The sequence below is a fragment of the Blautia sp. MSK20_18 genome (assembly GCF_020553125.1).
GTDB classification, from domain to species: Bacteria; Bacillota; Clostridia; order Lachnospirales; family Lachnospiraceae; genus Blautia_A; species Blautia_A fusiformis.
This window is the reverse complement of record NZ_JAJCGR010000014.1, coordinates 42,638-66,526: the sequence shown is the minus strand read 5'-3', so window position 1 is coordinate 66,526 and position 23,889 is coordinate 42,638. Positions and strand designations below refer to the sequence as shown.

Below are 23,889 nucleotides of genomic sequence, written 5' to 3'. Positions count from 1 at the left end.
GTTTCAGGAGGCAGAAAGCTGCAGAGCGCAGACCGGCAGATGTCAGAAGCTTTTATCACAAGTGTATTTCTGGCAATGTCCGGCGGATTTCAGGATGCCTACACATACTTTACAAGAGATGAGGTGTTTTCCAACGCCCAGACAGGCAACGTGGTTCTGATGAGCCAAAATTTTATGACAGGACAGTGGGGAGACGGTTTAAGGTATCTGTTTCCTATTTTAGCCTTTGCCATTGGTGTTGTAGCGGCGGAGCGGATCCAGAGTACCTTTAAATATGCAAAAAAACTTCACTGGAGGCAGATGATCCTGCTGATCGAGATCCTGATCCTTTTTGTTGTGGGATTTATGCCGGGAGAATTGGATATGCTGGCAACCGTACTGGTATCCTTTTCCTGCGCCATGCAGGTACAGACCTTCCGGAAGGTGGGCGGTTATTCCTATGCAAGCACTATGTGCATCGGAAATTTACGAAGCGGCACGGCGGCGTTGTCCGTGTATTGTCGTGAAAAACGTCCGGAACAGCTGAAGCAGGCTCTTTATTATTTCGGAATAATTTTCTTTTTTGCCATTGGAGCCGGTGGCGGAGGAAATCTGTCCATGAGGCTGGGGATCCCGGCAATCTGGGTATCGGATGTTTTGCTTCTGCTCAGCTTTATTCTGATGTTTTCCAGTAAACGTAAGAATTAGAAAGGGTGAGGACTTGTGGAAAACGACACATTATTTCCAAGAGAGGAAAAGGCGGAGCTTTTGTTCGAAAAGATTCTGAAGGATCCGGAGGCGTGCAGACGGCTGACAGAAACCTTCTATGAATCCATGGATGCGGATGCAGACATAGAATGCGGATATCTTCCTCCGGAAAAATTTGCTTATGCATTGCTGGACGCATATAAAAACCGTGATCTGACAGCTCTCCTTATGGCAATCTGCCAGAACAGTATGTTTGATCTTCTGCGAAATTCTTTTCTGGCACCGTTCAGGTTCAATGCAGATGGACAGGAGAATCCGGTATTTCTCACAGATGAAAAAGGAAATTTTCTGCGGGAAAAGGGAATCCATGTAAGTGACAGGGATTACGACCGATTTCGCAGGATATACAGGGAGAAGCAGGGCGTAAAGATGTATCTGGCGTATGGCTACCGGAAGCGCCATGCCTATGATGAAGATACCATGGAAGTAGAAGAGTACAAAATGGGCGAACATATCGGTGTGCTGCTGGTGTATGAGCTTCCGGACAGCGTAAAGGAAAAAGAAACGGAGGCACAGGCCTATGCGGCTGTATGGGATATCATGATGGCAATTCAGAAGAAGCTTCCAAGAGCTTTTGTGTATTATGGGCAGGATTCTGTGGAGGATGGTGGAAAACGTTATGACGGACTGGGCGTTTTTCTCCCCATCCATAAATTTGCGGACCGCCTGGAAAAAATGATCGGGATCGCTGATGAGATCGTAATGAAATAGAATGTACAAAAAAGGACTGCTTTTGTATTGCTCCGGTTATCAGAAGGATAGCTGATGACCGGAAGCTACAGAAAGCAGTCCTTTTTGTATGCCCATCAGGTGCAGTAGCGGAACATTTTGTCCGTAAGGATCCTGGCGAAAATAAGGCCCAGGGGAAGAGCAACGATGATCAGGATCGCAGCTGCAAACCAGGAGGCGGAAACATTCAGGGACATGATCCCCAGATTGTAGATCGCCCGGTAGAGATAAAGTCCGGGAACCATGATCACAATGGATGGTACGGTAATGGAAATCCTGGGATATCCCACTTTTGTTTTGAGGAGGGAGGCCAGAAGTCCGGCTGTCAGTGCTCCGAAAAAAGCCGCGGCAGCAGGTGGGAAACCGGCAAGATCAACAAGCTCCAGACGTAAAGTGTTGGACAGTGCGCCGATGAAGGCGGCAGCTGCGGCTAGACGGACAGGGCTGTTGAACATGACCGAAAAGCCGAATACCCCGCAGAAGCTTGCCAGAAGCCGGAACAGGATCCTCTGAGCTGCCGAAAGCTCCAGAGGCAGGAAATCCACAGGTTTCAGATGAAGAAGCAGTGCCATTAGCCAGGCAGAGACAGCAGCCACCATTACAACAATAATGGCGTAGGCCAGTCGTTCCAGACCGGAACGCATATCCAGCTTGGCAAGGTCGATCCCGCTTGTGATAAACGGAAAGCCCGGAATGATAAACAGCATGGAACAGATGTATCCGGCCTCATGCTGGACGGAAATGTGGAACAGAAGCTCTGCCAGTTTCAGGAAGCCTGCATATACAAGACAGGCAGAGGAAACAGAAACTGCAATGCACATAAACAGAGTAAAATGATGCTTGCCAAGCTTGCAGCGGATGGCGTTTCCGATGCCTGCGCCTGCAAAAGCCAGGATCATTTCCAGCGGGCCACCGCCCAGAAGAAAAGTAAATGCACCACAGGCCAGTGCAGAAGCCAGTCCCAAGGATGCAGGGGAATAAAGCCCGTGGATCCGCTCGATCTCATCTAACTGACTGTGCAGTGCTTCACCGCTCATATGGATACCCTCCGCAGGAAAATCACTGACAAAATGTTCCAGCCTGTTCAGTCTGGAAGTATTTACGCCGGTGGTAGTCAGACTAAGTGCATGGGAAAAACTGCTCTCACCGTCAAAGCAGGTGTAGCTTATAGACATCAGTCCGATATCTGCGGAACAGGTGATACCAAGTGCTTCTGACAATGTATTCATGGAACTCCGTACCCGCCAGGCACCGGTCCCACAGGAGAGAAGCATCATGCCTGTACGGCCGATCAGGGAAGCTTTTTCGGAAAGAGAAGCTTCGGTGATGGGCTGGCTGTTCCTGGCGCTTACGTAGTTGTGCCAGGGGATTTTCATATGATTACGTTTAACCGGAATATCTGACACAGAAATCACTTCTTTCTATATATTAAAATCATATAGTTGCTATTATAAATATATATAATAACTATAATCAGATATATTGTAGCCATTATTCTGAAAAAGTCAAGTATAGATGGAGTAAAATCTGACAGTACCAAAACGTCACTGTTAAAGATTTATCATTTTTTTGCGGAAAATGAATTTTTTTGGTTGCTTTTACGTACAATTTATGTATAATTGTGGATAGGGATGTTGGAATGACCAATTCCTATGGCAGGATGACAAAAACCTGCAGCAGTAGGTGGCTATCATAATTACTATTAAAGAAGAGAGGTAAATGTTAAGATGGCAAAAATCGATTTAACAAAGTATGGTATTACCGGAACAACTGAGATCGTGTACAATCCTTCCTACGAGACATTATTTGAGGAAGAGACCAAACCGGAGCTTGAAGGATTTGAGAAGGGTCAGGTCAGTGAGCTTGGTGCTGTCAATGTAATGACAGGTATCTACACAGGACGTTCTCCTAAAGACAAATATATCGTTATGGATGAGAACTCCAAGGACACAGTTTGGTGGACATCCGATGAGTACAAGAACGATAACCATCCGGCAACTCAGGAAGCATGGAATGCAGTTAAAGATCTTGCCAAGAAGGAGCTTTCCAACAAGAAACTTTTCGTAGTAGATGCATTCTGCGGAGCTAACAAAGACACACGTATGGCTATCCGTTTCATCGTTGAGGTTGCATGGCAGGCACACTTCGTAACAAACATGTTCATTCAGCCGACAGCTGAGGAGCTTGAGAACTTTGAGCCGGATTTCGTTGTTTACAACGCATCCAAGGCTAAAGTTGAGAACTACAAAGAGCTGGGTCTTAACTCTGAGACAGCTGTAATGTTCAACATTACAAGCCGTGAGCAGGTTATCGTTAATACATGGTACGGCGGAGAGATGAAGAAAGGTATGTTCTCCATGATGAACTACTATCTGCCGCTTAAGGGCATCGCTTCCATGCACTGCTCTGCAAACACAGACCTTAACGGAGAGAACACAGCAATCTTCTTCGGTCTTTCCGGAACAGGTAAAACAACACTTTCCACAGATCCTAAGCGTCTCCTGATCGGTGATGACGAGCACGGCTGGGATGACAACGGAGTATTCAACTTCGAGGGTGGATGCTACGCTAAGGTTATCAACCTTGACAAAGAGTCTGAGCCGGACATCTACAATGCGATCAAGAGAAACGCTCTTCTTGAGAACGTAACACTTGATAAAGATGGAAAGATCGACTTCGCTGACAAGAGCGTAACAGAGAACACACGTGTTTCCTACCCGATCAACCACATCGAGAACATCGTTCGCCCGGTATCTTCTGCACCGGCAGCGAAAGAAGTTATCTTCCTGTCCGCAGATGCATTCGGCGTACTTCCTCCAGTATCTATCCTGACACCGGAGCAGACACAGTACTACTTCCTTTCCGGATTCACAGCTAAACTTGCTGGTACAGAGCGTGGAATCACAGAGCCTACTCCTACATTCTCCGCTTGCTTCGGACAGGCATTTCTTGAGCTTCACCCGACAAAATATGCTGAGGAGCTCGTTAAGAAAATGGAGAAGAGCGGTGCGAAAGCATACCTCGTTAACACAGGATGGAACGGAACTGGAAAACGTATCTCCATCAAAGATACTCGTGGTATCATCGATGCTATCCTTGACGGATCTATTCTTAAAGCTCCGACAAAGAAGATCCCATTCTTCAACTTCGAGGTTCCGACAGAGCTTCCAGGCGTAGATCCTGCAATCCTTGACCCACGTGACACATATGCAGACGCTGCAGAGTGGGAGACAAAGGCTAAAGATCTTGCTGCAAGATTCGTTAAGAACTTTGTTAAATATGAAGGAAATGCTGCTGGTAAAGCACTCGTTGCTGCTGGCCCGCAGGCATAATCGATCATTCCAACTGAATACAGATCGTAGATTTGACCGGGAGTGGATTTATCCGCTCCCGGTTTTTTGACAAACAACTGAGGATCTATTATTTGATATAGAACTGTGCAGTGCGAAGCATGTTTCCAGACATGGAATAAACAGAAAGTTGAAGATATCTACCTGTAAAATAAAAAACTTTGGCTTGACTAACAGAGGGCATATGGTGTATCCTTTCTGAGAAGTTGAGCGGGAGACCCGTAAGACTGCAAAAATTCTCTTTGCACTGCATTACATTCGAACAGGATGCGAGATCAACAGTACAAACTGAGCAGGCGATGCTTTTCGGAATCGAAAATATTTATCGAAGGCATGGGGCCGGGCCGCAGGAAGCGGCAGCGGATATGGATTTAAACGTAATTGCAAAGAACCTGCATTCACGGAATATGAGGTGAAGCAGAATGTGACTTTGCTTTCAGACATATCTGCGGGACAGTGTATGTTTCGCAGGTATGTCTTTTTTACTGCAAAATATGGATGGAACAGAAGGTAGAAGCTGGGATATCCCTATACAGAAAAGAAAGAACACCGGCGGAAAATCGCACTGCAGCGAGTAGTGAAGGAACCGCCGGTTTTTTCACGGAAAATGTTGTGCCATAAGAAGAACCTGATCATATATTTAAAAGGAGATTCTGTTTATGGAACACACAGAAAACAAAACAATTATACATGATACAGAAAAAACAGCTTCATGGGAACAGCAGACAGCAATGAAGGTATCCGGGATCAGTATTCTGGTAAATCTTTTATTATCTGTATTTAAACTGATCGCAGGTATTGTGGCACATTCAGGAGCGATGATCTCGGATGCCATTCATTCTGCATCAGATGTGGGAAGCACCTTCATCGTAATTATCGGTGTCCGTCTTTCTACAAAGAAATCAGACAAAGAGCACCAGTACGGACATGAAAGAATGGAGTGTGTTTCTTCCATTGTCCTTGCAGGAATGCTGCTTGTCACTGGTCTCGGGATCGGAATTACCGGTGCCCGTGATATCGTAAAAAGCACATCCGGTGGAACCATTGCCATTCCGGGAACACTTGCACTGATTGCAGCAGCGGTATCCATTGTGGTAAAAGAGTGGATGTTCTGGTATACAAGAGGTGCAGCAAAGAAGATCAATTCAGGAGCCCTGATGGCAGATGCATGGCACCATCGTTCAGATGCACTTTCCTCTATCGGAGCGTTTGTCGGCATCTTCGGTGCAAGACTGGGATACCCGATCCTGGACCCGATCGCCAGTATCGTGATCTGCGTTATGATCGCCAAGGCATCAATCGACATTTTCAGGGATGCCATTGACAAGATGGTAGATCATTCCTGTGATGCAAAAACTGAGGAATCCATGAAGAGAGAGATCCTCAAGGTACCGGGCGTCAGAAGAGTAGACCTTCTTAAAACCCGTCTTTTCGGATCCAAGATGTATGTGGATATCGAGATCGCAGCAGATGGAAATATTTCCCTTTTTGATGCACATGATATTGCGGAAAATGTACATCATACGATCGAGAATAAATTCAAAGATGTAAAGCACTGTATGGTGCATGTAAATCCGATCAACGGATAAAAAAACAAGCTGCCGGAGCAACTGTGATCGTCATCCGGCGGCTTGTTTTTGTATAGAGAAACACCCGGTAGGGGAGCTACCGGGTGTTTCGAGGGGAGTATAAATAATTAAATAAGGGGTTATGTAAAAAAAATTTTTGAAGGGTAAATTCTTTTTACAAGAATGATTATAATATAAACTGGAAAAAAAAGCAATATGATTTTGGCGAATAATCTCCAAACTTTTTGGGATACTATTTCCTGTAATAAAAAGCGGCAGAAAGCTTCGGAAAGCCGTAAAATCAACTTCATCAGGAGGTAATTCAAATGGCGAAAAATTACGAAACAGACAGAAATGAGTCTAATTATGCAGGAAAAAATCACGGGGAAAGTGCTTCCAGAAACTGCGGAAAAAACAGCTCTAAGAACAGTTCGGGAAATTCTTCCAGGAACAGTTCCAAAAGCAGCTACGGAAACAAAATTTCCGATGAATATGATTCTGAGAAGGACAGATATTAAAGGATAAGAAAAGCGGGAAAAGTCAGAGATGGCTTTTCCCGCTTAAATACATATAAGGGAACATTCACCCGGAAGCTTCCATATAATATACCAAAAAGAGGAGATTTTTTCCATGTTTCAGATCGAAACTATCTCTGCAAAAATGCTGGATTATTATGTGGAGCGCAGCGACGCTGTTATCATAGATCTCCGGGATCCTGCCGCCTACAGAAGGGGACATGTCCGGAACGCGGTAAATATTCCATACAGAGAGCTGGAGGAATATCTTGAGAAAAAACAGGATCAGAAATATCTTTTTCCCAAAGATAAGCTGCTGATATTTTACTGCGACCGCGGCGGCGCCAGCATGCAGGCTGCCCGGAGCCTGGCAAGACAGGGCTGTCGTACCAGGTCCGTGATCGGTGGATTTGCAGCCTACAGAGGGAGAAATCTTGTGCGCGGATAAAAAAAGCGGATGATATCAAAATAGATTGCGAATGCATATCTGTAACAAATCTTGTATTTTAAAGGAAATCATGATAATGTAAAGAACAGAGATAAAAACCAATACAAATTACAAGGAGAAAAGCTTATGAAATATATGTTTGCGTCCGATGTACATGGTTCGGCATATTACTGCCGGAAAATGCTGGAAGCATATGACAAGGAGAAGGCGGAGAGACTGGTGCTTCTGGGAGATCTGCTTTATCACGGACCAAGAAATGACCTTCCGAAGGAATACGCACCAAAGGAAGTCATCCGCCTTTTAAATGAGAGAAAAAACCAGATCTATGCAGTACGCGGAAACTGTGAGGCAGAGGTGGATCAGATGGTCCTGGACTTCCCGGTTATGGCAGATTACTGTATCCTTGCCATTGAAGGAAAAACGATGTACGCCACACACGGTCATATCTATAATAAGGATAATCTTCCGCCGATGATGGACGGAGACATTCTGATCCACGGCCATACACATGTGCTGAAGGCAGAAAATATGGGGAATTATATCCTTCTGAACCCAGGTTCCGTATCCATTCCAAAGGAAGGTAACCCGCCGACCTATGCAATCCTTGAGAACGGAATTTTTACCATTAAAGATTTTGAAGGAAATACAGTACGGGAGATCACTTTATGAATCTGTGGGAATTAACGGCGCCCTGTCATTTTGGAACAGAGGCGGTGCTGAAGCGTGAAATACTGGATCTTGGCTATGAAGTGACCAGGGTGGAAGACGGAAGAGTAACCTTTGAGGCTGATGCCCAGGGTGTGGCAGACGCCAATCTGTTCCTTCGTACCACAGAACGTGTGCTTCTGAAAGTAGGCGAAGTAAAGGCTGAGACTTTTGATGAGCTTTTTGAAAAGACCAAGGCTCTCCCATGGGAGAATTACATACCGAAAAACGGTAAATTCTGGGTAGCCAAGGCAAACTCCATCAAAAGTAAGCTTTTTAGTCCATCTGATATCCAGTCCATTATGAAAAAAGCCATTGTAGAGCGTCTCAAAGGCATCTACGGGATTTCCTGGTTTCCGGAAGATGGTCCGGAATTTCCTATCCGTGTGGCCTTTATGAAAGACGTAGCTCTGATCGGAATCGACACTTCAGGAGTATCCCTCCATAAGAGAGGGTATCGCCAGATGACTGTCAAGGCACCTATCACCGAGACGCTTGCCAGTGCTCTTTTGATGCTCACTCCCTGGAAAAAGGACCGTATTCTTGTCGATCCGTTCTGCGGAAGCGGCACCTTTCCTATTGAGGCGGCAATGATGGCAGCGGATATGGCGCCGGGACTGAACCGTCATTTTCTGGCCGAGAGCTGGGAGCATCTGATCCCGAAGGAATGCTGGGAGGATGCAAGAGAAGAAGCCAGAGAACGTGTGAATCTTGATATTGAAACCGATATCCAGGGCTTTGATATCGATGCAGCTGCCATCAAGGCAGCACGCGCCAACGCAAAAATGGCAGGAGTGGACAGACTGATCCATTTCCAGCAGCGCCCGGTCAGTGAACTCCGCCATTCCAAACCCTTTGGTTTTATCGTGACAAATCCGCCATATGGTGAGCGGATCGAAGAAAAATCCAATCTCCCTGCACTGTACCGTGAGATCGGTGAAAGCTATAAGGGGCTGGATCGCTGGTCCATGTATCTGATCACTGCCTATGACAAGGCAGAGAATGACATCGGCCGAAAGGCAGATAAAAACCGTAAGATCTATAACGGAATGATGAAAACCTATTATTACCAGTTTCTTGGACCACGTCCGCCGAAGAAAGGAAGTATTAAAGAATGAAAAAGATCATTTTTGCTACCGGAAATGAGGATAAAATGAAGGAGATCCGAAGGATACTTGCGGATCCTTCTCTGGAGATCCTTTCCCTGAAGGATGCCGGGATCCATGCGGATATTGATGAAAATGGAAAAAGCTTTGAAGAAAATGCCATGATCAAGGCAGAAGCAATCAGTAAAATGACCGGCGAGATCGTTCTGGCAGATGATTCCGGTCTGGAGATCGACTATCTGAACAAAGAGCCGGGAATCTATTCCGCACGCTATATGGGTGAGGATACTTCTTATCATATTAAAAACGCAAACCTGATCCAGCGTCTGGAAGGTATACCCGATGAGAAACGTACTGCACGTTTTGTATGTGCTATTGCGGCAGCTTTCCCGGATGGCAGAAGAAAGACAGTCCGTGCTGCCATGGAAGGCCGCATCGGCTACGAGGAAAAAGGGGAGAATGGCTTTGGCTATGACCCGATCTTTTATCTTCCGGAATATGGATGTACTTCCGCAGAGCTTTCCATGGAAGAAAAGAACAGGATCAGCCATCGTGGAAAAGCTCTTTGCCTTATAAAGGAAGAGCTTGTATGAAGGTGCTGATCGTAAGCGATACTCACGGAAGAGATGAAAACCTGGAGATCGCGATAAATCGGGAGGCTCCTTTTGACAGGCTGGTACATTGTGGAGATGTGGAAGGCAGAGAATTTTATATCGAAGCCCTTGCAGAATGTCCCTGCAGTATTGTGTCCGGAAATAATGATTTTTTCTCGGATCTTCCGAGAGAAGATGTGATCGAGGTCGAGGGAAATAAGATCCTGGTAACTCACGGTCATTACTACGGTGTATCCATGGCCTTTGATCAGCTGGCAGAAGCTGCCCGCTCAAGGGGATGCAATGCGGCTTTTTTCGGACATATCCACGTACCGGTTGTTGAAAAGGAAGCAGGTGTGCTTCTAGTAAATCCCGGAAGTCTGGCTTTTCCCAGACAACGGGGACGCCGTCCAAGCTATGCAGTAATGGAGACAGATGGAAAGGGCGAAATGCACGTAGAGATCCGTTACCTCTGATTCCGGCAGAAAAAACAAATAAACTGTCATAATTGATAAAATTTGTGCCAATATTCAGCATATATTAGTCAAAAACGATTGCGAAAGTCAGCTATGTGCTATATAATGAACAAGTAGCTGTTTTCTAGTAATATAGAGCATTCTTTAGGGTACTGACCATGAATGGGTCTCGTTCCTGAGAATGCAGCAGAGCGGAATGAGAAGGTCCGCTTTACATAAATGAAGGGGGAAAATACGCATGACTGCGGTTATTATAGGAAGTATCGGCTTTTTATGCTGCTTCCTGTATGATCATAACAGTATCCGACTGAAAAAAAGCTTTCTCCACCCGTTTTTTAGCATAGGATGTTTCCTGATCGCAGTGTCAACAGGTCTGGTGATCCGGAACTGCTGGCCGCGGCGGGGAAGTTCTTTTTTTATTTCTGCTGTTTTTCTGGCAGCAGCGCTCCTGTTTCTGGGACTGTTGATCTATACATTGTTTTTTGCGCTGCCCTTTGATGAGACATATGTCAAAGAAAATCATGAAAGGCTGGCTTATACAGAGGGTGTTTATGCACTCTGCCGACATCCTGGCGTTCTGTGGTTCGCCGGATTTTATTTTTGCCTGGCCGGATTTCTGGGATCCGGGAAGGCGCTGGGGGCTTTTGTGGTCCTTATCGTGTGGAACATATTGTACATTTTTTACCAGGACAGGATCGTGTTTCCGGAAACATTCAGTAATTACGGAGCGTATCAGCAGACAACTCCCTTTCTGATCCCAGACCGAAACAGTACAGCTGCCTGCATAAAAACATGGCGAAAAGGGGGGAAAAGGCGGTGAGTCTTGGCGAAAAGCTTCGAAAACAGCAGTATGATGCTATCTGGAAAGAATATTGCGGATTTCTTGATCTGACAATGCAGGATTACATGAAGATCCAGAATCGTCTGATGGAAGAGCAGATCCAGCTCTGGTCAGACTGTGAACTGGGCAAAAGCATTCTGAAGGGCAGGAGACCGTCCGGGATCGACGAGTTCCGTCGGCTGGTACCTCTTACCACTTATGAGGATTATGCGGATATGCTCCTCCAGAAGAGAAGTGAAACTCTTCCGGGGAATCCGATCATCTGGATACAGACGACCTGGGAAGGCGGACGCCATCCGATAAAGGTAGCACCATACACAAGAAGTATGCTGGATACCTACAGGAACAATGTAGTTGCCTGCCTCATATTAGCTACAAGCCGTGAAAAGGGCAAATTTGATGTGGAGGAAACGGACAAGATCCTTTACGGACTGGCACCGTTGCCTTTTGCTACCGGCCTTTTTCCACTGGCGCTGAAAGAAGATATCGACATCCGTTTTCTTCCGGAAGTGGAAGATGCGGTAAATATGAGCTTTGGTGAGCGGAACAAAGAGGGCTTCAAGATGGCCATGAAACAGGACGTGGAATTTTTCTTCGGACTTGGAAGTGTGGCCTATGCAGTAAGCCAGAGCCTCACCGGAAGCGTATCATCAGGAAAAAGCAAAACCTCCTTTTCGGAACTTCTGCAGTATAAACCAAAGATGCTGAAAAGGATCCTGAATGCCAAAAAGATCTGTAAGAAGGAGAAACGGGAGCTTCTTCCGAAAGACCTTTTTCACCTGAAGGGATTTATGGTGGCAGGAACCGACAACCAGTGCTATAAGGATGATCTGGAGGAAATGTGGGGAGTTCGGCCCATGGAGCTTTTTGCAGGAACGGAACCTTCCATTATAGGAACCGAGACCTGGACCAGGAACGGAATGTACTTTTTCCCGGATACCTGCTTTTATGAATTTATCACCGAAAAGGATATGCTCCATAATTATGAGGATCCCACGTTCACTCCTCCGACCTATCTTATGGATGAGGTTGTTCCCGGGGAGAAATATGAGCTTGTGATCACTGTGTTGAAGGGCGGAGCCTTTGCCAGGTACCGTGTGGGAGATATGTATCGATGCGTGGGTCTTACCAACCAGGAGGATCGGACACAGATCCCAAGATTTGAGTACATAGACCGTGTTCCGTGGATCATTGATATCGCAGGCTTTACCAGGATTTCGGAAAATGGTATCAAAAGTGTGATCCAGCTGTCCGGGCAGCCGGTTACGGATTGGATCGCAGTGAAAGAATATAATGAGAAAAAACGCCCATATCTGCATCTTTATATAGAAGTAAAAAAAGAAGCGCTGATGTATCAGGCTATGAGCACGGATATTCTGAAAGAACTTCTGACCACGTATTTCAAATATATCGATCAGGATTACCGGGATCTGAAGAAAATCCTGGGAATGGATCCCCTTGTGGTGACCATCCTGCGCTGTGGTACCTTTCATCTGTATGAGTCCAGAAAAGGACGGAAACCACGGCATATGAGCACTCCTTATTATGAGGTGGCGGAACTTTTGAGACTGCAGGATGAGATCGGATTCGGGAATATGAGGAAGTAACTATGGAAAGCTATATATCATTTTCAATCATTTCAGTTTTTTTCTATACATTTATGATACTGACTCTTCTGGCTGGTAAGCGCAGCCGGATCATCAACAGTTTCATGTGTGTGCTGGGAGGAATGCTCTGCTGGACGTTGGGCTCTTTTCTGATGCGTATGGAGGCAGGACCCTCTTACATCCTGTGGTATTATGTGTCTCTGGCCGGAATCCTGTTTCTGCCATATTTTTACTATGTGTTCATCAGTGAATTCATGGGAGTGCGTATGGGCAGAAAAAGCAAGATCCCATTGCTTTTGATGCTGCTGCTTTTTGCAATCAACATCCCGGGCGGGATCATCCTGCGCTGGCCGGATCTGATCCGTAAAAACGGTGGTGCGCATTTTGTTTATAAGATCACACCCTGGTTCCTTCTGTTCTTTGTGGTGGCAGGAATCACCATTATCCAGATCTTTATCACCATGTACCGCGGATGCCGGAGACATCCCGGATACCGCAAACAGATCGAACCGATCCTTGTGGGGATACTGATCATTTTTGTGGGAAACCTTGCGCTGGCAGTGCCGGTATTTTCCGGATTCCCCATCGATATTGTCAGCGGTCTGATCAATGCTGTCCTGATGCTTTATGCACTGACCAGAAGACGGCTGTTCCAGATGCGCCGTCTTGCGTCAGATGGGGTTTGCTTTGGTGTGGGCGTGGTCCTGACGGTAGTACTGTTTATCAATCTTTCACCGTACCTGATGAGTTATATCCGAATGCTGCTCCCTGCAGCCAGTGAGTATCATGTGCTGATCTTTTCTTTCGTTTTTCTTATATCTGCATGGCTGGTCACAGTGCTGTGGAAATGTCTGATGAACAATGTTTTTATCAAAAAAGAGATCCAGCAGTCTCAGGAGCTGAAAGATTTTAGCCAGTCAGTATCCAGGACACTCCGGGTAGGAGAGATCCTGCGCAATACGGTAAATGTGTTGAAGGAAACTACCAATGCAGGACGGATCTATATTTGTCTGAGAGACAAAAAATCAGGGGAATATCAGGCTGTTTACAGCAACCGTCCGTTGAACGATCTGACCTTTTCACTGAAAGCGGATAATCCGGTGGTCACCTGGCTTACCAGAAATGAGGACTGTGTGGTGATCCGGGATTTTCGTTCTTCCACAGCCTACAAATCCATGTGGGAGTCGGAAAAACATATGTTTTCAGAGCTGGGTATCGAATACTGTGCAGGTCTTCGACAAAATGATGATCTGGCCGGGATCATTGCGATTTCCGGTGACGGACACAGGAATCTGAACCATAATGACCTTGCCATGCTGTCTTCGGTCAGCTCAGTAGCTTCCATTGCCATCAAAAATGCCAGACTTTATGAGGCGGCATGGACTGAGGCAAGGACCGATGAACTGACGGGCCTTCTGAACCGGAAATATTTTTATGAGATCCTGGATGAGGAATACGAAAAAAATAAAGAGGGTTCGCTTGCACTGATCCTGTTCAATATTGATGATTTCAAGCTGTACAATCAGCTGTACGGAAATCAGCAGGGAGATGTTGCACTTCGAAAGGTGGCAGATATCATCCAGGCAAGTGTGGGAGAACAGGGATATGTGGCACGTCACAGTGCCAAGGAATTTGCGGTCCTGATGCCAAATTACGATATTTTTTCCGCCAGAAATCTGGCAGAATCCATACAGAAGCAGATCCTGCATATGCGCAACGATTCTGCAGACTACAAGCTGAAGATCCTTACGGTAAGCGTGGGAATCAGTGCGGCGCCTTATGCGGCACGCTCAGCAAAGGAGCTCCTGGATAATGCGGACCTGGCAGTATATCATGTAAAGCGCAGCGGTAAAAATGGCATCGAGATTTTTGACACCATGCTGAAGGAAAGCCTGGATGAAGAAAATGCGGGTAAGAAATCCGATCATGAACATATTTATCAGTCCTATGAATCCACGATCTATGCGCTGACTGCAGCCATTGATACCAAAGATCATTATACCTTCGGACATTCCAACAATGTGGCTTATTACGCAACAAGTCTTGCGAAGGCGCTGAACTATACAACGGAAATGGTGGAGATCATCCGTCAGGCGGCGCTTCTTCATGATGTTGGAAAGATCGGGATCCCGGAGCATATCCTGAATAAAGAAGGCAAGCTTACGGATGAAGAGTATGAGATCATGAAAGGTCATGTGGAAGCGTCCATCGGGATCATCCGTCACCTTCCGTCGCTGGATTATGTTATCCCTGCGGTTATCGGTCATCACGAACGTTATGACGGAAACGGCTATCCAAGGAGGATCGCGGGAGAAGATATCCCGGCATCTGCAAGGATCCTCTGCATCGCAGATTCCTTTGATGCCATGACATCCAAACGTTGTTATAAAGAACTGATGCCAGTGGAAAAAGCTCTTCGGATCATAAGAGAAGAGGAAGGAAAACAGTTCGATCCGGATATGGCGGAGGTATTTATCCACATATTTCGGGAAGGAAAGATCCATCTGGCAGAACCGGCGGAGCTGAAACGGGAAGAAAAAGCATAAAGAATATTAAGATTACGGGTCTGACAAGCTATGTCAGACCCGTTTTTGTGAAGAATATGAAGAAAGCTTTATTTATCATCTCCAGTAAGGCGAAGTACATCCCGGATCTCATCCACATTCATATCCAGGATCACGGCAAGCTCATCAATGGTGAATTTGGTGGCGTCATCATCGTCTGTGAGTTCTTTAACCGCAGCCTCCAGGTTTTCTACCTTGGATACCAGATAGTCGTCACGGAATTTCTGTTGTGTCTGTTCCTCAATGGCATGAAGGATCCCACTGCGGATACGACCACGCATCCAGGTGTCGTTTTTCTCCTGTGGGGCAGTTTCTTTGAGAGACGCCAGAAGGGCCAGATTTGCCTCCTGAATGAGATCGGCCAGGTGGATTTCCTCACAGTTCAGTTCAGCGGCCATCTGGGCTGCCTGAGCCATGTAGAACTGTGTCAGTGCACCTTCGGCAGCAGTGTCACCCTTTGCAAAGGCATGAAAGAGGGACGCAAGATCATCCGGATCAAGTCCTTCCGGGGAAAAGCTTTCCATATAGTCACTGAGATAAGCCTGTTCTTCGGCAGTAAGAGCAGCACGGGTACCCGGAAGCTCGTCCTTGTCGCTGGATTCGGATGAAACAGCATCTGCTCTGGCAGCGCCGGCAGCTTCATCGGCGCCTTCGATGGTGATCCCCTTTAATTTGAGATACTGCAGGATCTTTACAAGCTGTGAAGTGCTCAGATCCGATTCATCGAAATGATCACGGATCTGCTGCTGGGAGAGCTGCTTATTGTTTTCCTCAGCGATGGCACAGATGTCATTAAGCTTCTGCTGAAATAATTTTATATCCATGTAAAAACATCTCCTTATTATTTGCTTTTTTTCTTGACTTTAATTATGGTTTCATGATACCATAAGCCAGTCGCAAATGACAAGAAAACCTTTAAATAGGCGGAAAAAACGTGAAAAAAAGTTTTTTTAAAAAAATTCAAAAAAGGTGTTGACATTTGTAGATTGCTATAATATAATATCACTTGTCGTCAGGCAGGAAACGAAAACGAAACACAAACGAAGACGACAACAACTTAATAAAAACCATAAGTAAATGGTACATCGGGGTGTGGCTCAGCTTGGCTAGAGCGCCTGGTTTGGGACCAGGAGGCCGCAGGTTCGAATCCTGTCACCCCGACTGCTGTAAACTTATTACCGCAAGCATGCGGGTGTAGTTCAATGGTAGAACACCAGCCTTCCAAGCTGGATACGTGGGTTCGATTCCCATCACCCGCTTCTCTGAGAAGAGAGCATGTGTCTGTAGCTCAGCTGGATAGAGCAACGGCCTTCTAAGCCGTGGGTCGGGGGTTCGAATCCCTTCAGGCACGTTGTGGTGGGTATAGCGCAGTTGGTTAGCGCGCCAGATTGTGGCTCTGGAGGCCCAGGGTTCGAATCCCTGTATCCACCCTTCGCCCATTGGGCTATCGCCAAGCGGTAAGGCACAGCACTTTGACTGCTGCATTCGCTGGTTCGAATCCAGCTAGCCCAGTCCTTTTTATGGGGTATTAGCTCAGTCGGTAGAGCACTTGACTTTTAATCAAGTTGTCCGGGGTTCGAATCCCCGATGCCTCATTAGCGGAAAGCATTTGCTTTCCGTTATTTTTTTATCATCAGACAGGATGAAAATATAATTGAATATGCGGATATGGCGGAATTGGCAGACGCGCTGGTTTTAGGTACCAGTGGGCAACCGTGCAGGTTCAAGTCCTGTTATCCGCAGTGCTTAAGAGGCTTTCTATAAATCTGATTTATGGAAAGTCTTTTAATTTTTAGAATTATATTCACAGAAAAATGCCACATATGCATAATGATATGTGGCATTTTGACTCTATCGAATTTCTTAAATGACGTTACAGTTTCTCCCCTTCATTCACTTCCTCAATAAACACCTTCCCTTCCGCCTGCTGTTCCACAAAATGAAATCGAAGTACAGCCTGAGGCCAGTTGAGTGTGATGATGGCTTTTTTGTCCCGTGTCTTTCCTGCGGCCTGGATCTGATCTACAAGGTCTGCGAGGACTTCACGGGTGAGATATCCGCCTCGCCAGTGGAAGGTGAATTCGCGGCCTTTTTTTGCGGCCTGGAGGGCACGTTTGTATACGTCTTCCAATTTGGTGAAGGATAGCTTTTTCTCACGGTAATAAAAGTGGTTTCCATCCGGGCAGGGAGGTGCCGGAGCGATCAGTGGTTCATGGTCACGGAAGATGTTTTTGTCATCCAGATTAAAATAATCGTAACGGATACTGGTTAAGCCGTCTTCGTTTTTGCCCAGAGTATTATCGAAGGTGGCATCCAGATGATAGTACTGTCCGTTGATCCGGACGATGTTCCAGGTATGACGGTATTTGATCCCTTTTTCCGGATTGTTCCCGCAGATGGCGATAATACACCATACACCAAGGGCATCACAGAGGACCTTTACGGATTTGGCGATTCCCTCGCAGACACCGACACCATGGCCCAGAGGCCCGATGATCTCGTGGGAATATGGCTTTTTCAGCTTGTCGTAGCGGATATTTTCGCAGATGAAGTCATGGACATATTTTTCCTTATCCCACTCGGAAAACTTCATGGCGGTGCGCACAAGCTTGTCTACGCGGGCTCCCAGGGCTTTCTGATGCTCCCGGATTTTATTTTTGTCGAAGATATATTCAGGGATCAGTATCAGATTTGGCGAGTTCTTGTAATAACGGTATTTAAACCCCACAGCCCAGAAAATCTCCGGGTGATCCAGACGAAGCTGGAAAAATACATCATAGAGCCAGTTTCCATCGGTGGTTGGTACCTGCGGGATCAGGAACTCGTCGGAAAGCTCCATAAGCCCGTGAAGCATTGCACGGTACACGTTTTGTTTATCTTTCGGCATTCTGCCGTAGTAATATTCTTCAGTTTGTTTCATATATAAAAATACGGAGACTCCTTTCCGGAAAAATAGATTTCAATCAAAGATTATAGCATAAAAAAACATGCAGGACTATCGTGAAAGATACAACCTGCATGTTTTTGTATTGAATAGTTACTGTTCACTGGTAATGTCCCGCGAGGTGTTTTTTGTGAGCGAAGGTCACAGAAAACCCGAGACATACCGCGCGAATTTATGCGATCAGCATAAATTCTGTGCATCGCGAAGCGTGTTACTGAGAACGGAGTGAACAGTAACATTGAATATTTTAGATTGAAAATAACTGTGAGCCTGGATCAGCCGTTATACAGCTGATAATACCGGCCCTTCTGTGCAAGCAGCTCCTCGTGGGAACCACGCTCGATGATGTGTCCCTGCTCCAGGACCATGATGCAGTCACTGTTGCGTACTGTGGAAAGTCTGTGGGCGATCACAAAGGTCGTCCTGCCTTCCATCAGCTTATCCATACCATCCTGTACAAGCTTTTCGGTACGGGTATCAATGGAGCTGGTGGCCTCGTCCAGGATCAGGACGGGCGGGTCTGCAACGGCTGCACGGGCAATGGAGAGAAGCTGTCGCTGGCCCTGACTTAAGTTTGCACCGTTTCCGCGGAGAAGGGTATTATAACCCTGCGGAAGCCTGCGGATGAAACCGTCGGCGTTAGCAAGCTTTGCTGCTGCGATAACCTCCTCATCTGTGGCATCCAGCTTTCCGTAGCGGATATTTTCCATAACGGTTGCTGTGAACAGGTTGGTATCCTGAAGAACGATGCCCATGGAGCGTCTGAGATCATCTTTTTTGATCTTGGTGATGTTGATGCCGTCATAACGGATCTTACCCTTCTGAATGTCGTAAAAACGGTTCAGAAGATTGGTAATGGTGGTTTTTCCGGCGCCGGTGGAGCCTACAAAAGCGATCTTCTGGCCTGGCTGTGCATACATGTTGATGTCATGGAGAACGATCTTGTTGGAATTATAACCAAAGTCTACATCCTCCAGGACCATATCACCCTTCAGCTCGATATAATCAGTGGTACCCTCAGCTTTGTGGAAATGCTTCCATGCCCAGCGGCCGGTACGTTTGTCGGATTCGGTAAGAACACCGTTTTCCTCTTTTGCATTGACGAGAGTAACGTAGCCTTCATCCACTTCCGGTTTTTCATCCAGAAGATCAAAGATACGTTTTGCACCTGCAAGAGCCATAACAATACTGTTGAACTGCTGGCTGACCTGGTTGATAGGCATGTTGAAGCTCTTATTGAAGGTCAGGAAGCTGGCAAGCCCGCCAAGTGTGAAGCTGCCGATGCCGTTGATAGCAAGGATACCGCCCACCATGGCGCAGATCACATAGCTGCCATTTCCAAGCTGTGCGACCACAGGCATCAGGATGTTGGCAAAACGGTTTGCATTGTCTGCGCTGGTGAAAAGCTGGTCGTTCAGTTCATCGAATTTCCGGATGCTTTCGTCCTCATGGCAGAAGACCTTGACAACCTTCTGACCCTCCATCATCTCTTCGATATAACCATTGACAATACCAAGGTTGGTCTGCTGCTCCAGGAAATATTTTCCGCTTAAGCCCGCAAGCTTCCGGCTGGCAGTCATCATAATGGCAACCATAAGCAGGGTAACTACAGTAAGCGGAACATTCAGGATCAGCATACTTACAAGAACACTGACGATGGTGATCACACTGGAAAGCAGCTGCGGAAAGCTCTGGCTGATCATCTGGCGCAGGGTATCAATGTCGTTGGTGTAGATGGACATGATATCGCCGTGTGCGTGAGTGTCAAAATATTTGATGGGAAGCGTTTCCATCGTTGCAAACATATCGTTTCGGAGGTTACGTAAGGTTCCCTGGGAAACATTGATCATGATACGGTTATAAGTATAGGTGGCAATAACACCAATGGCGTAAAAGCATGCCACACGTGCGATGGCTGCAGCCAGAGGCCCGAAATCCGGTGTATCTGCTGAGAGAAGCGGTGTGATATACTGGTCGATCAGGGTTTTCATGAACATAGTTCCCTGTACATTGGCAAGAACACTGACAAAAATGCAGATCACCACGATCACGATATGGATACTGTAGTTTTTAAAGATATAACGGGCAAGGCGTCCCAGAAGCTTTCCCGGCTGCTCCGGTGTTCCCATACCCCTTGGGCCAGGACCGCCCGGGCCTTTCATGTTCTGTTTTTTCAAGCCGGTTCACCTCCCTCGTCAAAATCACCGGCGCCGCCGGTCTGTGAATGAAATACTTCCTGATAAATGGCGTTAGTCTTAAGAAGCTCCTCGTGGGTACCAAAACCGTTGATCTCACCGTTATCCATAACGATGATCCGGTCCGCGTTCTGGATGCTGGAAACACGCTGTGCGATGATCAGCTTGGTGGTATCCGGGATCTCCTCGGCAAAGGCACGGCGGATCCTTGCGTCTGTGGCAGTATCTACCGCACTGGTGGAGTCATCCAGGATCAGTATCTTCGGCTTCTTCAGAAGAGCGCGGGCAATACAGAGACGTTGCTTCTGGCCTCCGGAAACATTGGAGCCGCCCTGTTCAATGAAGGTATTGTATTTGTCCGGCATTTTTTCGATGAAATCATCGGCACAGGCAAGCTGGCATGCGCGGCAGCATTCCTCCTCAGTGGCATTTTTGTCACCCCATCGGAGGTTTTCCAGAATGGTTCCTGAGAAGAGCACATTCTTCTGAAGAACAACGGAAACCTGATTTCTGAGAGATTCCAGATGGTATTTACGGACATCGATGCCTCCTACGGAAACAGAACCATCCGTTACGTCATAAAGACGGCTGATCAGGTTGACAAGGCTGGATTTTGCACTTCCGGTACCGCCGATGATCCCTATGGTCTCGCCGGAGCGGATCGAGAGATTGATATCCTTCAGAACGGGTTCCTGACTGTCTTTCTTATAGCTGAAATTTACATGATCGAAGACGATACTTCCGTCTGGGACATCTGTTACCGGATCCTCCGGATCTGTGATGTCAGCAGTATCATTGATGACTTCCGTAACACGCTCTGCGCTGGCAATACTCATTGTCACCATAACAAAAACCATGGAAAGCATCATAAGGCTCATGAGAATGTTCATGCAGTAGGTGAGAAGGCTCATAAGCTCACCGGTAGTAAGGGAGCTGCCTACGATCATTTTGGCGCCGAGCCAGCTGATCCCCAGGATACAGGCATAAACGGTAAACTGCATCAGGGGCATGTTCATGACAACGATCTTCTCAGCACTTAAGAACATTTCGTATACTTTGTTGCAGGCTTTCTGGAATTTGCTGATCTCGTAGTCTTCGCGGACATAGGCCTTGACAACGCGTACAGCGCCGATGTTTTCCTGGACACTTGCGTTCAGGTCGTCGTATTTACGGAATACGGCCTGGAAGTATACAGTGGCCTTCTGCATGATAAAGATCAGACAGCCTCCCAGGAAGATAACAGCGACAAGGTAGATGCTTGCAAGCTTTGCGTTGATAAGAAATGCCATGACCATGGCACAGATCAGACTGGCCGGTGCACGGGTACACATACGAAGGATCATCTGATAGGCGTTCTGCAGGTTGGTCACATCTGTGGTAAGACGGGTGATCAGGCCGGCAGTGCTGTATTTGTCGATGTTGGAAAAAGAAAAGGTCTGGATGTTGGTGTACATGGCTTTTCGGAGGTTTCTGGCAAAGCCTGTGGAGGCCAGTGCTCCGTATTTTCCTCCCATGACGCCGGACCAGAGTCCGCACAGGGCAAGAGCTACCATAACTGCACCCATCCGATAGATATGGCCGATATTTCCGGCTTCCACACCCTTATCAATGATGGAAGCCATGGCCAGGGGGATCAGAGTCTCAAAGAGAACTTCCAGGATCATGAAAAAAGGCGTGAGAAACGATGCCTTTTTAAACTCCCTGACCTGGGCCAGAAGGGTTTTGAGCATAAAAAATCTCCTTTCTTTACTGTTCAAAAGACAGCACTACTGGAAAGGATTCCGGGCTGCTATAGAACAGATATATTGTTCAGCTACTATTATCGGGGAAATTATTTTTAATGTCAAGATAAACATGTGCGAAATGCTTGACACAACATCCTTTAAGCGGTATATTAAAAGTTAATATTCGCCTGTAGAACAGGGAAAGAATGGGCTTCAGGTCCCTTTAGAGGGTCTATATAGAGTTAAATTTTTGCAGGGAGGATTTTATATGGAGATCAGACAGTCAGCGGAGGATTATCTTGAATCAATTCTGGTTTTATCCAAAAAAGGAGGAGGAGTTCGTTCCATTGATATTGCGACCAGACTTGGTGTTTCCAAGCCAAGCGTCAGTCACGCAATGAAGCTTCTTCGTGAGGATGGTTATATTGCTATGGACCGTTACGGTACCGTGACACTTCTGGAGAAGGGGGCGGAGATCGCCAATCAGATTTATGAGCGTCACATTGTTCTTGCCAGGATGCTGGAGGGACTTGGGGTTCCGGCAGAGATCGCAATGGAGGATGCCTGCAAGATGGAGCACGACATCAGCCAGGAGAGCTTTGAGAAGATCAAGGCACATTATAATAATTTCATTAAGAAGGAAGAAACAGCAGAATAAGAAACATGCAGACAGGCAGCCGGAAGGTAAAATACCAAACCGGCTGCCTGTTTTTTATTTATTTTCTTTTTCTTTTTCCGGCAGCTGGGCCAGGATGATGGATGCAAACATGATGACACATCCAAGGAGCTCTTTTATGGAAAGCTTCTGATCCAGGAGCACCCAGCCTGCAAGCACGGAGATGCAGGATTCAAGAGAAAGAATCAGAGAAGCAACGGTGGGATTCACATTTTTCTGGCCTACGACCTGCAGGGTGTAGGCAATACCGCAGGACATCACACCAGCATACAGGATCGGCAGCCAGGCAGTGAGAATGGAAGAAATCTGCGGATGTTCCAGAATAAGTGCCGGGATCATGGACAGGATCCCGCAGACAAGAAACTGGATACAGGAAAGCTTTACACCGTCTGCCTTCGGGGAAAAATAGTCAATCACCAGAATGTGCAGGGAAAAGAGAAAAGCACATACCAGCACCAGAATATCTCCGAGGCCAATGGAAAATCCGTCTGTGATGCAGAGAAGATAAAGTCCGACCAGTGCCATGACAACGGCTGCCCATATAAAGGGACTGCATTTCTTTTTCAGGAAAATTCCGATGATCGGGACGATGACAATGTAACAGGCGGTGATGAAGCCGGCTTTTCCTACTGTTGTGTACTGGATACCAAACTGCTGGAAGCTGCTGGCAGCAAAAAGAGCAAATCCGCAGGCAATGCCGCCCAGCCACAGGTCACGGCTGTTATATGGCGTGGGGGATACCGCTTTTTCTGAAGGTGTTGATGAGGATTCCGGTATTGCGGAGTCTGTGGCAGCAGAGGATTTATTTCCGGAACGGTTCAGGATAAAGAGCACCGGAACCAGGACAGCGGCGCCGATCAGGGAACGGACGCCGTTGAAGGTGAAGGGGCCAACATATTCCATGCCCACACTCTGGGCAACAAAGGCGATTCCCCAGATCGTTGCGGCCAGAAGCAGACAGAGAGAATTTTTCAGAGGCATTTTCTGTGAGTTCATGATAAAAAATCCTTTCGTTTATTAGGTATTATGTGATCAAAGCAGTATATAACAAAAGACCCCGGGGAACTTATATAGCTTCCCGGGGCATTCTTATGATCTGTC

The 23,889-nt window shown here is 46.7% G+C and carries 20 protein-coding genes, 7 tRNA genes and 1 riboswitch; of the genes, 21 read left to right on the top strand and 6 right to left on the bottom strand.

Annotated elements, in window-relative coordinates:
* Positions 1 to 39: 39 nt before the first annotated feature.
* Together LI091_RS09700 and LI091_RS09695 are read left to right on the top strand one after the other, a co-directional pair.
* On the top strand, positions 40 to 687 hold the full coding sequence (locus LI091_RS09700; protein WP_173734459.1) for a YoaK family protein: 648 nt from the start codon (positions 40 to 42) through the stop codon (positions 685 to 687).
* Between the two features lie 15 nt (positions 688 to 702).
* Positions 703 to 1,458 carry a DUF4866 domain-containing protein gene (locus LI091_RS09695; RefSeq protein ID WP_265191119.1) on the top strand — a complete coding sequence of 252 codons (756 nt, stop codon included), beginning with the start codon at positions 703 to 705 and terminating at the stop codon, positions 1,456 to 1,458.
* A gap of 95 nt (positions 1,459 to 1,553) precedes the next feature.
* On the opposite strand, the gene LI091_RS09690 is transcribed toward LI091_RS09695, so the two are convergent.
* On the bottom strand, positions 1,554 to 2,852 hold the full coding sequence (locus tag LI091_RS09690; RefSeq protein WP_173734458.1) for a threonine/serine ThrE exporter family protein: 1,299 nt from the start codon (positions 2,850 to 2,852) through the stop codon (positions 1,554 to 1,556).
* A gap of 351 nt (positions 2,853 to 3,203) precedes the next feature.
* Between LI091_RS09690 and pckA the strand changes: the two genes are divergently transcribed.
* The 11 genes from pckA to LI091_RS09635 all read left to right on the top strand — a co-directional run bounded on the left by pckA (position 3,204) and on the right by LI091_RS09635 (position 15,231).
* A complete protein-coding gene (pckA, locus tag LI091_RS09685; RefSeq protein WP_173734454.1) occupies positions 3,204 to 4,808 on the top strand; it encodes a phosphoenolpyruvate carboxykinase (ATP) in 1,605 nt (534 codons plus the stop codon).
* A gap of 296 nt (positions 4,809 to 5,104) precedes the next feature.
* Positions 5,105 to 5,285: riboswitch (NiCo riboswitch) on the top strand.
* Between the two features lie 200 nt (positions 5,286 to 5,485).
* Positions 5,486 to 6,415 (top strand): cation diffusion facilitator family transporter, encoded by a 930-nt coding sequence (locus LI091_RS09680; RefSeq protein ID WP_265191118.1) that lies wholly within the window; start codon positions 5,486 to 5,488, stop codon positions 6,413 to 6,415.
* 305 nt (positions 6,416 to 6,720) lie between these two features.
* Entirely contained in the window at positions 6,721 to 6,912 is a 192-nt protein-coding gene (locus LI091_RS09675) for a hypothetical protein (RefSeq protein WP_021650287.1), read from the top strand.
* 112 nt (positions 6,913 to 7,024) lie between these two features.
* Positions 7,025 to 7,357, top strand: a complete 333-nt coding sequence (locus tag LI091_RS09670; protein ID WP_021650288.1) for a rhodanese-like domain-containing protein — start codon at positions 7,025 to 7,027, stop codon at positions 7,355 to 7,357.
* Positions 7,358 to 7,483: 126 nt separating this feature from the next.
* Positions 7,484 to 8,026, top strand: a complete 543-nt coding sequence (gene yfcE, locus LI091_RS09665) for a phosphodiesterase (protein WP_022426532.1) — start codon at positions 7,484 to 7,486, stop codon at positions 8,024 to 8,026.
* Positions 8,023 to 9,180 carry a THUMP domain-containing class I SAM-dependent RNA methyltransferase gene (locus LI091_RS09660; RefSeq protein ID WP_021650290.1) on the top strand — a complete coding sequence of 386 codons (1,158 nt, stop codon included), beginning with the start codon at positions 8,023 to 8,025 and terminating at the stop codon, positions 9,178 to 9,180. Before yfcE ends, LI091_RS09660 begins: the two co-directional genes overlap by 4 nt.
* Positions 9,177 to 9,761 (top strand): XTP/dITP diphosphatase, encoded by a 585-nt coding sequence (locus LI091_RS09655; RefSeq protein WP_173734453.1) that lies wholly within the window; start codon positions 9,177 to 9,179, stop codon positions 9,759 to 9,761. Before LI091_RS09660 ends, LI091_RS09655 begins: the two co-directional genes overlap by 4 nt.
* Positions 9,758 to 10,237: a metallophosphoesterase family protein gene (locus LI091_RS09650; protein ID WP_173734452.1), complete on the top strand. Its 480-nt coding sequence runs from the start codon at positions 9,758 to 9,760 to the stop codon at positions 10,235 to 10,237. The genes LI091_RS09655 and LI091_RS09650 overlap by 4 nt, the downstream gene beginning before the upstream one ends.
* A 238-nt stretch (positions 10,238 to 10,475) precedes the next feature.
* Positions 10,476 to 11,057 carry a hypothetical protein gene (locus LI091_RS09645; RefSeq protein WP_092070197.1) on the top strand — a complete coding sequence of 194 codons (582 nt, stop codon included), beginning with the start codon at positions 10,476 to 10,478 and terminating at the stop codon, positions 11,055 to 11,057.
* Positions 11,054 to 12,685 (top strand): GH3 family domain-containing protein, encoded by a 1,632-nt coding sequence (locus LI091_RS09640; protein WP_114002198.1) that lies wholly within the window; start codon positions 11,054 to 11,056, stop codon positions 12,683 to 12,685. Before LI091_RS09645 ends, LI091_RS09640 begins: the two co-directional genes overlap by 4 nt.
* A gap of 2 nt (positions 12,686 to 12,687) precedes the next feature.
* The gene (locus LI091_RS09635) at positions 12,688 to 15,231 is read left to right on the top strand and encodes a histidine kinase N-terminal 7TM domain-containing diguanylate cyclase/phosphohydrolase (RefSeq protein WP_114002197.1); all 2,544 of its coding nucleotides are present in this window, start codon (positions 12,688 to 12,690) and stop codon (positions 15,229 to 15,231) included.
* Between the two features lie 68 nt (positions 15,232 to 15,299).
* Here LI091_RS09635 and LI091_RS09630 read toward each other — a convergent pair whose 3' ends face one another.
* The gene (locus LI091_RS09630; protein ID WP_015526012.1) at positions 15,300 to 16,073 is read right to left on the bottom strand and encodes a hypothetical protein; all 774 of its coding nucleotides are present in this window, start codon (positions 16,071 to 16,073) and stop codon (positions 15,300 to 15,302) included.
* A 262-nt stretch (positions 16,074 to 16,335) separates the two neighbouring features.
* On the opposite strand from LI091_RS09630, the gene LI091_RS09625 reads away from it, so the two are divergent.
* The 7 genes from LI091_RS09625 (at position 16,336) to LI091_RS09595 (ending at position 16,991) form a co-directional block, all read left to right on the top strand.
* Positions 16,336 to 16,410, top strand: a tRNA-Pro gene (locus LI091_RS09625).
* Between the two features lie 27 nt (positions 16,411 to 16,437).
* Positions 16,438 to 16,508 (top strand) — tRNA-Gly (locus tag LI091_RS09620).
* An 18-nt stretch (positions 16,509 to 16,526) separates the two neighbouring features.
* Positions 16,527 to 16,600: transfer RNA gene (locus tag LI091_RS09615), tRNA-Arg, on the top strand.
* A gap of 5 nt (positions 16,601 to 16,605) precedes the next feature.
* Positions 16,606 to 16,679, top strand: a tRNA-His gene (locus LI091_RS09610).
* A gap of 10 nt (positions 16,680 to 16,689) precedes the next feature.
* A tRNA-Gln gene (locus LI091_RS09605) sits at positions 16,690 to 16,761 on the top strand.
* Positions 16,762 to 16,771: 10 nt separating this feature from the next.
* Positions 16,772 to 16,844 (top strand) — tRNA-Lys (locus LI091_RS09600).
* Between the two features lie 67 nt (positions 16,845 to 16,911).
* Positions 16,912 to 16,991 (top strand) — tRNA-Leu (locus LI091_RS09595).
* A 131-nt stretch (positions 16,992 to 17,122) separates the two neighbouring features.
* Here LI091_RS09595 and LI091_RS09590 read toward each other — a convergent pair.
* The 3 genes from LI091_RS09590 to LI091_RS09580 all read right to left on the bottom strand — a co-directional run bounded on the left by LI091_RS09590 (position 17,123) and on the right by LI091_RS09580 (position 22,118).
* Positions 17,123 to 18,169 (bottom strand): transglutaminase domain-containing protein, encoded by a 1,047-nt coding sequence (locus LI091_RS09590; RefSeq protein ID WP_265191117.1) that lies wholly within the window; start codon positions 18,167 to 18,169, stop codon positions 17,123 to 17,125.
* A 299-nt stretch (positions 18,170 to 18,468) separates the two neighbouring features.
* Complete coding sequence (locus LI091_RS09585; RefSeq protein WP_265191121.1) at positions 18,469 to 20,355, bottom strand: ABC transporter ATP-binding protein; 1,887 nt, start codon at positions 20,353 to 20,355, stop codon at positions 18,469 to 18,471.
* An 11-nt stretch (positions 20,356 to 20,366) separates the two neighbouring features.
* Entirely contained in the window at positions 20,367 to 22,118 is a 1,752-nt protein-coding gene (locus tag LI091_RS09580; protein ID WP_265191116.1) for an ABC transporter ATP-binding protein, read from the bottom strand.
* Between the two features lie 262 nt (positions 22,119 to 22,380).
* Here LI091_RS09580 and LI091_RS09575 point away from each other — a divergent pair, with 262 nt between their 5' ends.
* Positions 22,381 to 22,770 carry a metal-dependent transcriptional regulator gene (locus LI091_RS09575; protein ID WP_161209400.1) on the top strand — a complete coding sequence of 130 codons (390 nt, stop codon included), beginning with the start codon at positions 22,381 to 22,383 and terminating at the stop codon, positions 22,768 to 22,770.
* Between the two features lie 54 nt (positions 22,771 to 22,824).
* On the opposite strand, the gene LI091_RS09570 is transcribed toward LI091_RS09575, so the two are convergent.
* A complete protein-coding gene (locus LI091_RS09570) occupies positions 22,825 to 23,769 on the bottom strand; it encodes a DMT family transporter (RefSeq protein WP_442860779.1) in 945 nt (314 codons plus the stop codon).
* Between the last annotated feature and the right edge of the window lie 120 nt (positions 23,770 to 23,889).

Coding starts and splice junctions, on each gene's coding strand:
- LI091_RS09700 (WP_173734459.1), top strand. CDS start 40: ATGTCAGAAGCTTTTATCACAAGTGTATTTCTGGCAATGTCCGGCGGA.
- LI091_RS09690 (WP_173734458.1), bottom strand. CDS start 2,852: ATGAAAATCCCCTGGCACAACTACGTAAGCGCCAGGAACAGCCAGCCC.
- pckA (WP_173734454.1), top strand. CDS start 3,204: ATGGCAAAAATCGATTTAACAAAGTATGGTATTACCGGAACAACTGAG.
- LI091_RS09680 (WP_265191118.1), top strand. CDS start 5,486: ATGGAACACACAGAAAACAAAACAATTATACATGATACAGAAAAAACA.
- LI091_RS09675 (WP_021650287.1), top strand. CDS start 6,721: ATGGCGAAAAATTACGAAACAGACAGAAATGAGTCTAATTATGCAGGA.
- LI091_RS09670 (WP_021650288.1), top strand. CDS start 7,025: ATGTTTCAGATCGAAACTATCTCTGCAAAAATGCTGGATTATTATGTG.
- yfcE (WP_022426532.1), top strand. CDS start 7,484: ATGAAATATATGTTTGCGTCCGATGTACATGGTTCGGCATATTACTGC.
- LI091_RS09660 (WP_021650290.1), top strand. CDS start 8,023: ATGAATCTGTGGGAATTAACGGCGCCCTGTCATTTTGGAACAGAGGCG.
- LI091_RS09655 (WP_173734453.1), top strand. CDS start 9,177: ATGAAAAAGATCATTTTTGCTACCGGAAATGAGGATAAAATGAAGGAG.
- LI091_RS09650 (WP_173734452.1), top strand. CDS start 9,758: ATGAAGGTGCTGATCGTAAGCGATACTCACGGAAGAGATGAAAACCTG.
- LI091_RS09645 (WP_092070197.1), top strand. CDS start 10,476: ATGACTGCGGTTATTATAGGAAGTATCGGCTTTTTATGCTGCTTCCTG.
- LI091_RS09635 (WP_114002197.1), top strand. CDS start 12,688: ATGGAAAGCTATATATCATTTTCAATCATTTCAGTTTTTTTCTATACA.
- LI091_RS09630 (WP_015526012.1), bottom strand. CDS start 16,073: ATGGATATAAAATTATTTCAGCAGAAGCTTAATGACATCTGTGCCATC.
- LI091_RS09590 (WP_265191117.1), bottom strand. CDS start 18,169: ATGAAACAAACTGAAGAATATTACTACGGCAGAATGCCGAAAGATAAA.
- LI091_RS09585 (WP_265191121.1), bottom strand. CDS start 20,355: ATGAAAGGCCCGGGCGGTCCTGGCCCAAGGGGTATGGGAACACCGGAG.
- LI091_RS09580 (WP_265191116.1), bottom strand. CDS start 22,118: ATGCTCAAAACCCTTCTGGCCCAGGTCAGGGAGTTTAAAAAGGCATCG.
- LI091_RS09575 (WP_161209400.1), top strand. CDS start 22,381: ATGGAGATCAGACAGTCAGCGGAGGATTATCTTGAATCAATTCTGGTT.
- LI091_RS09570 (WP_442860779.1), bottom strand. CDS start 23,769: ATGCCTCTGAAAAATTCTCTCTGTCTGCTTCTGGCCGCAACGATCTGG.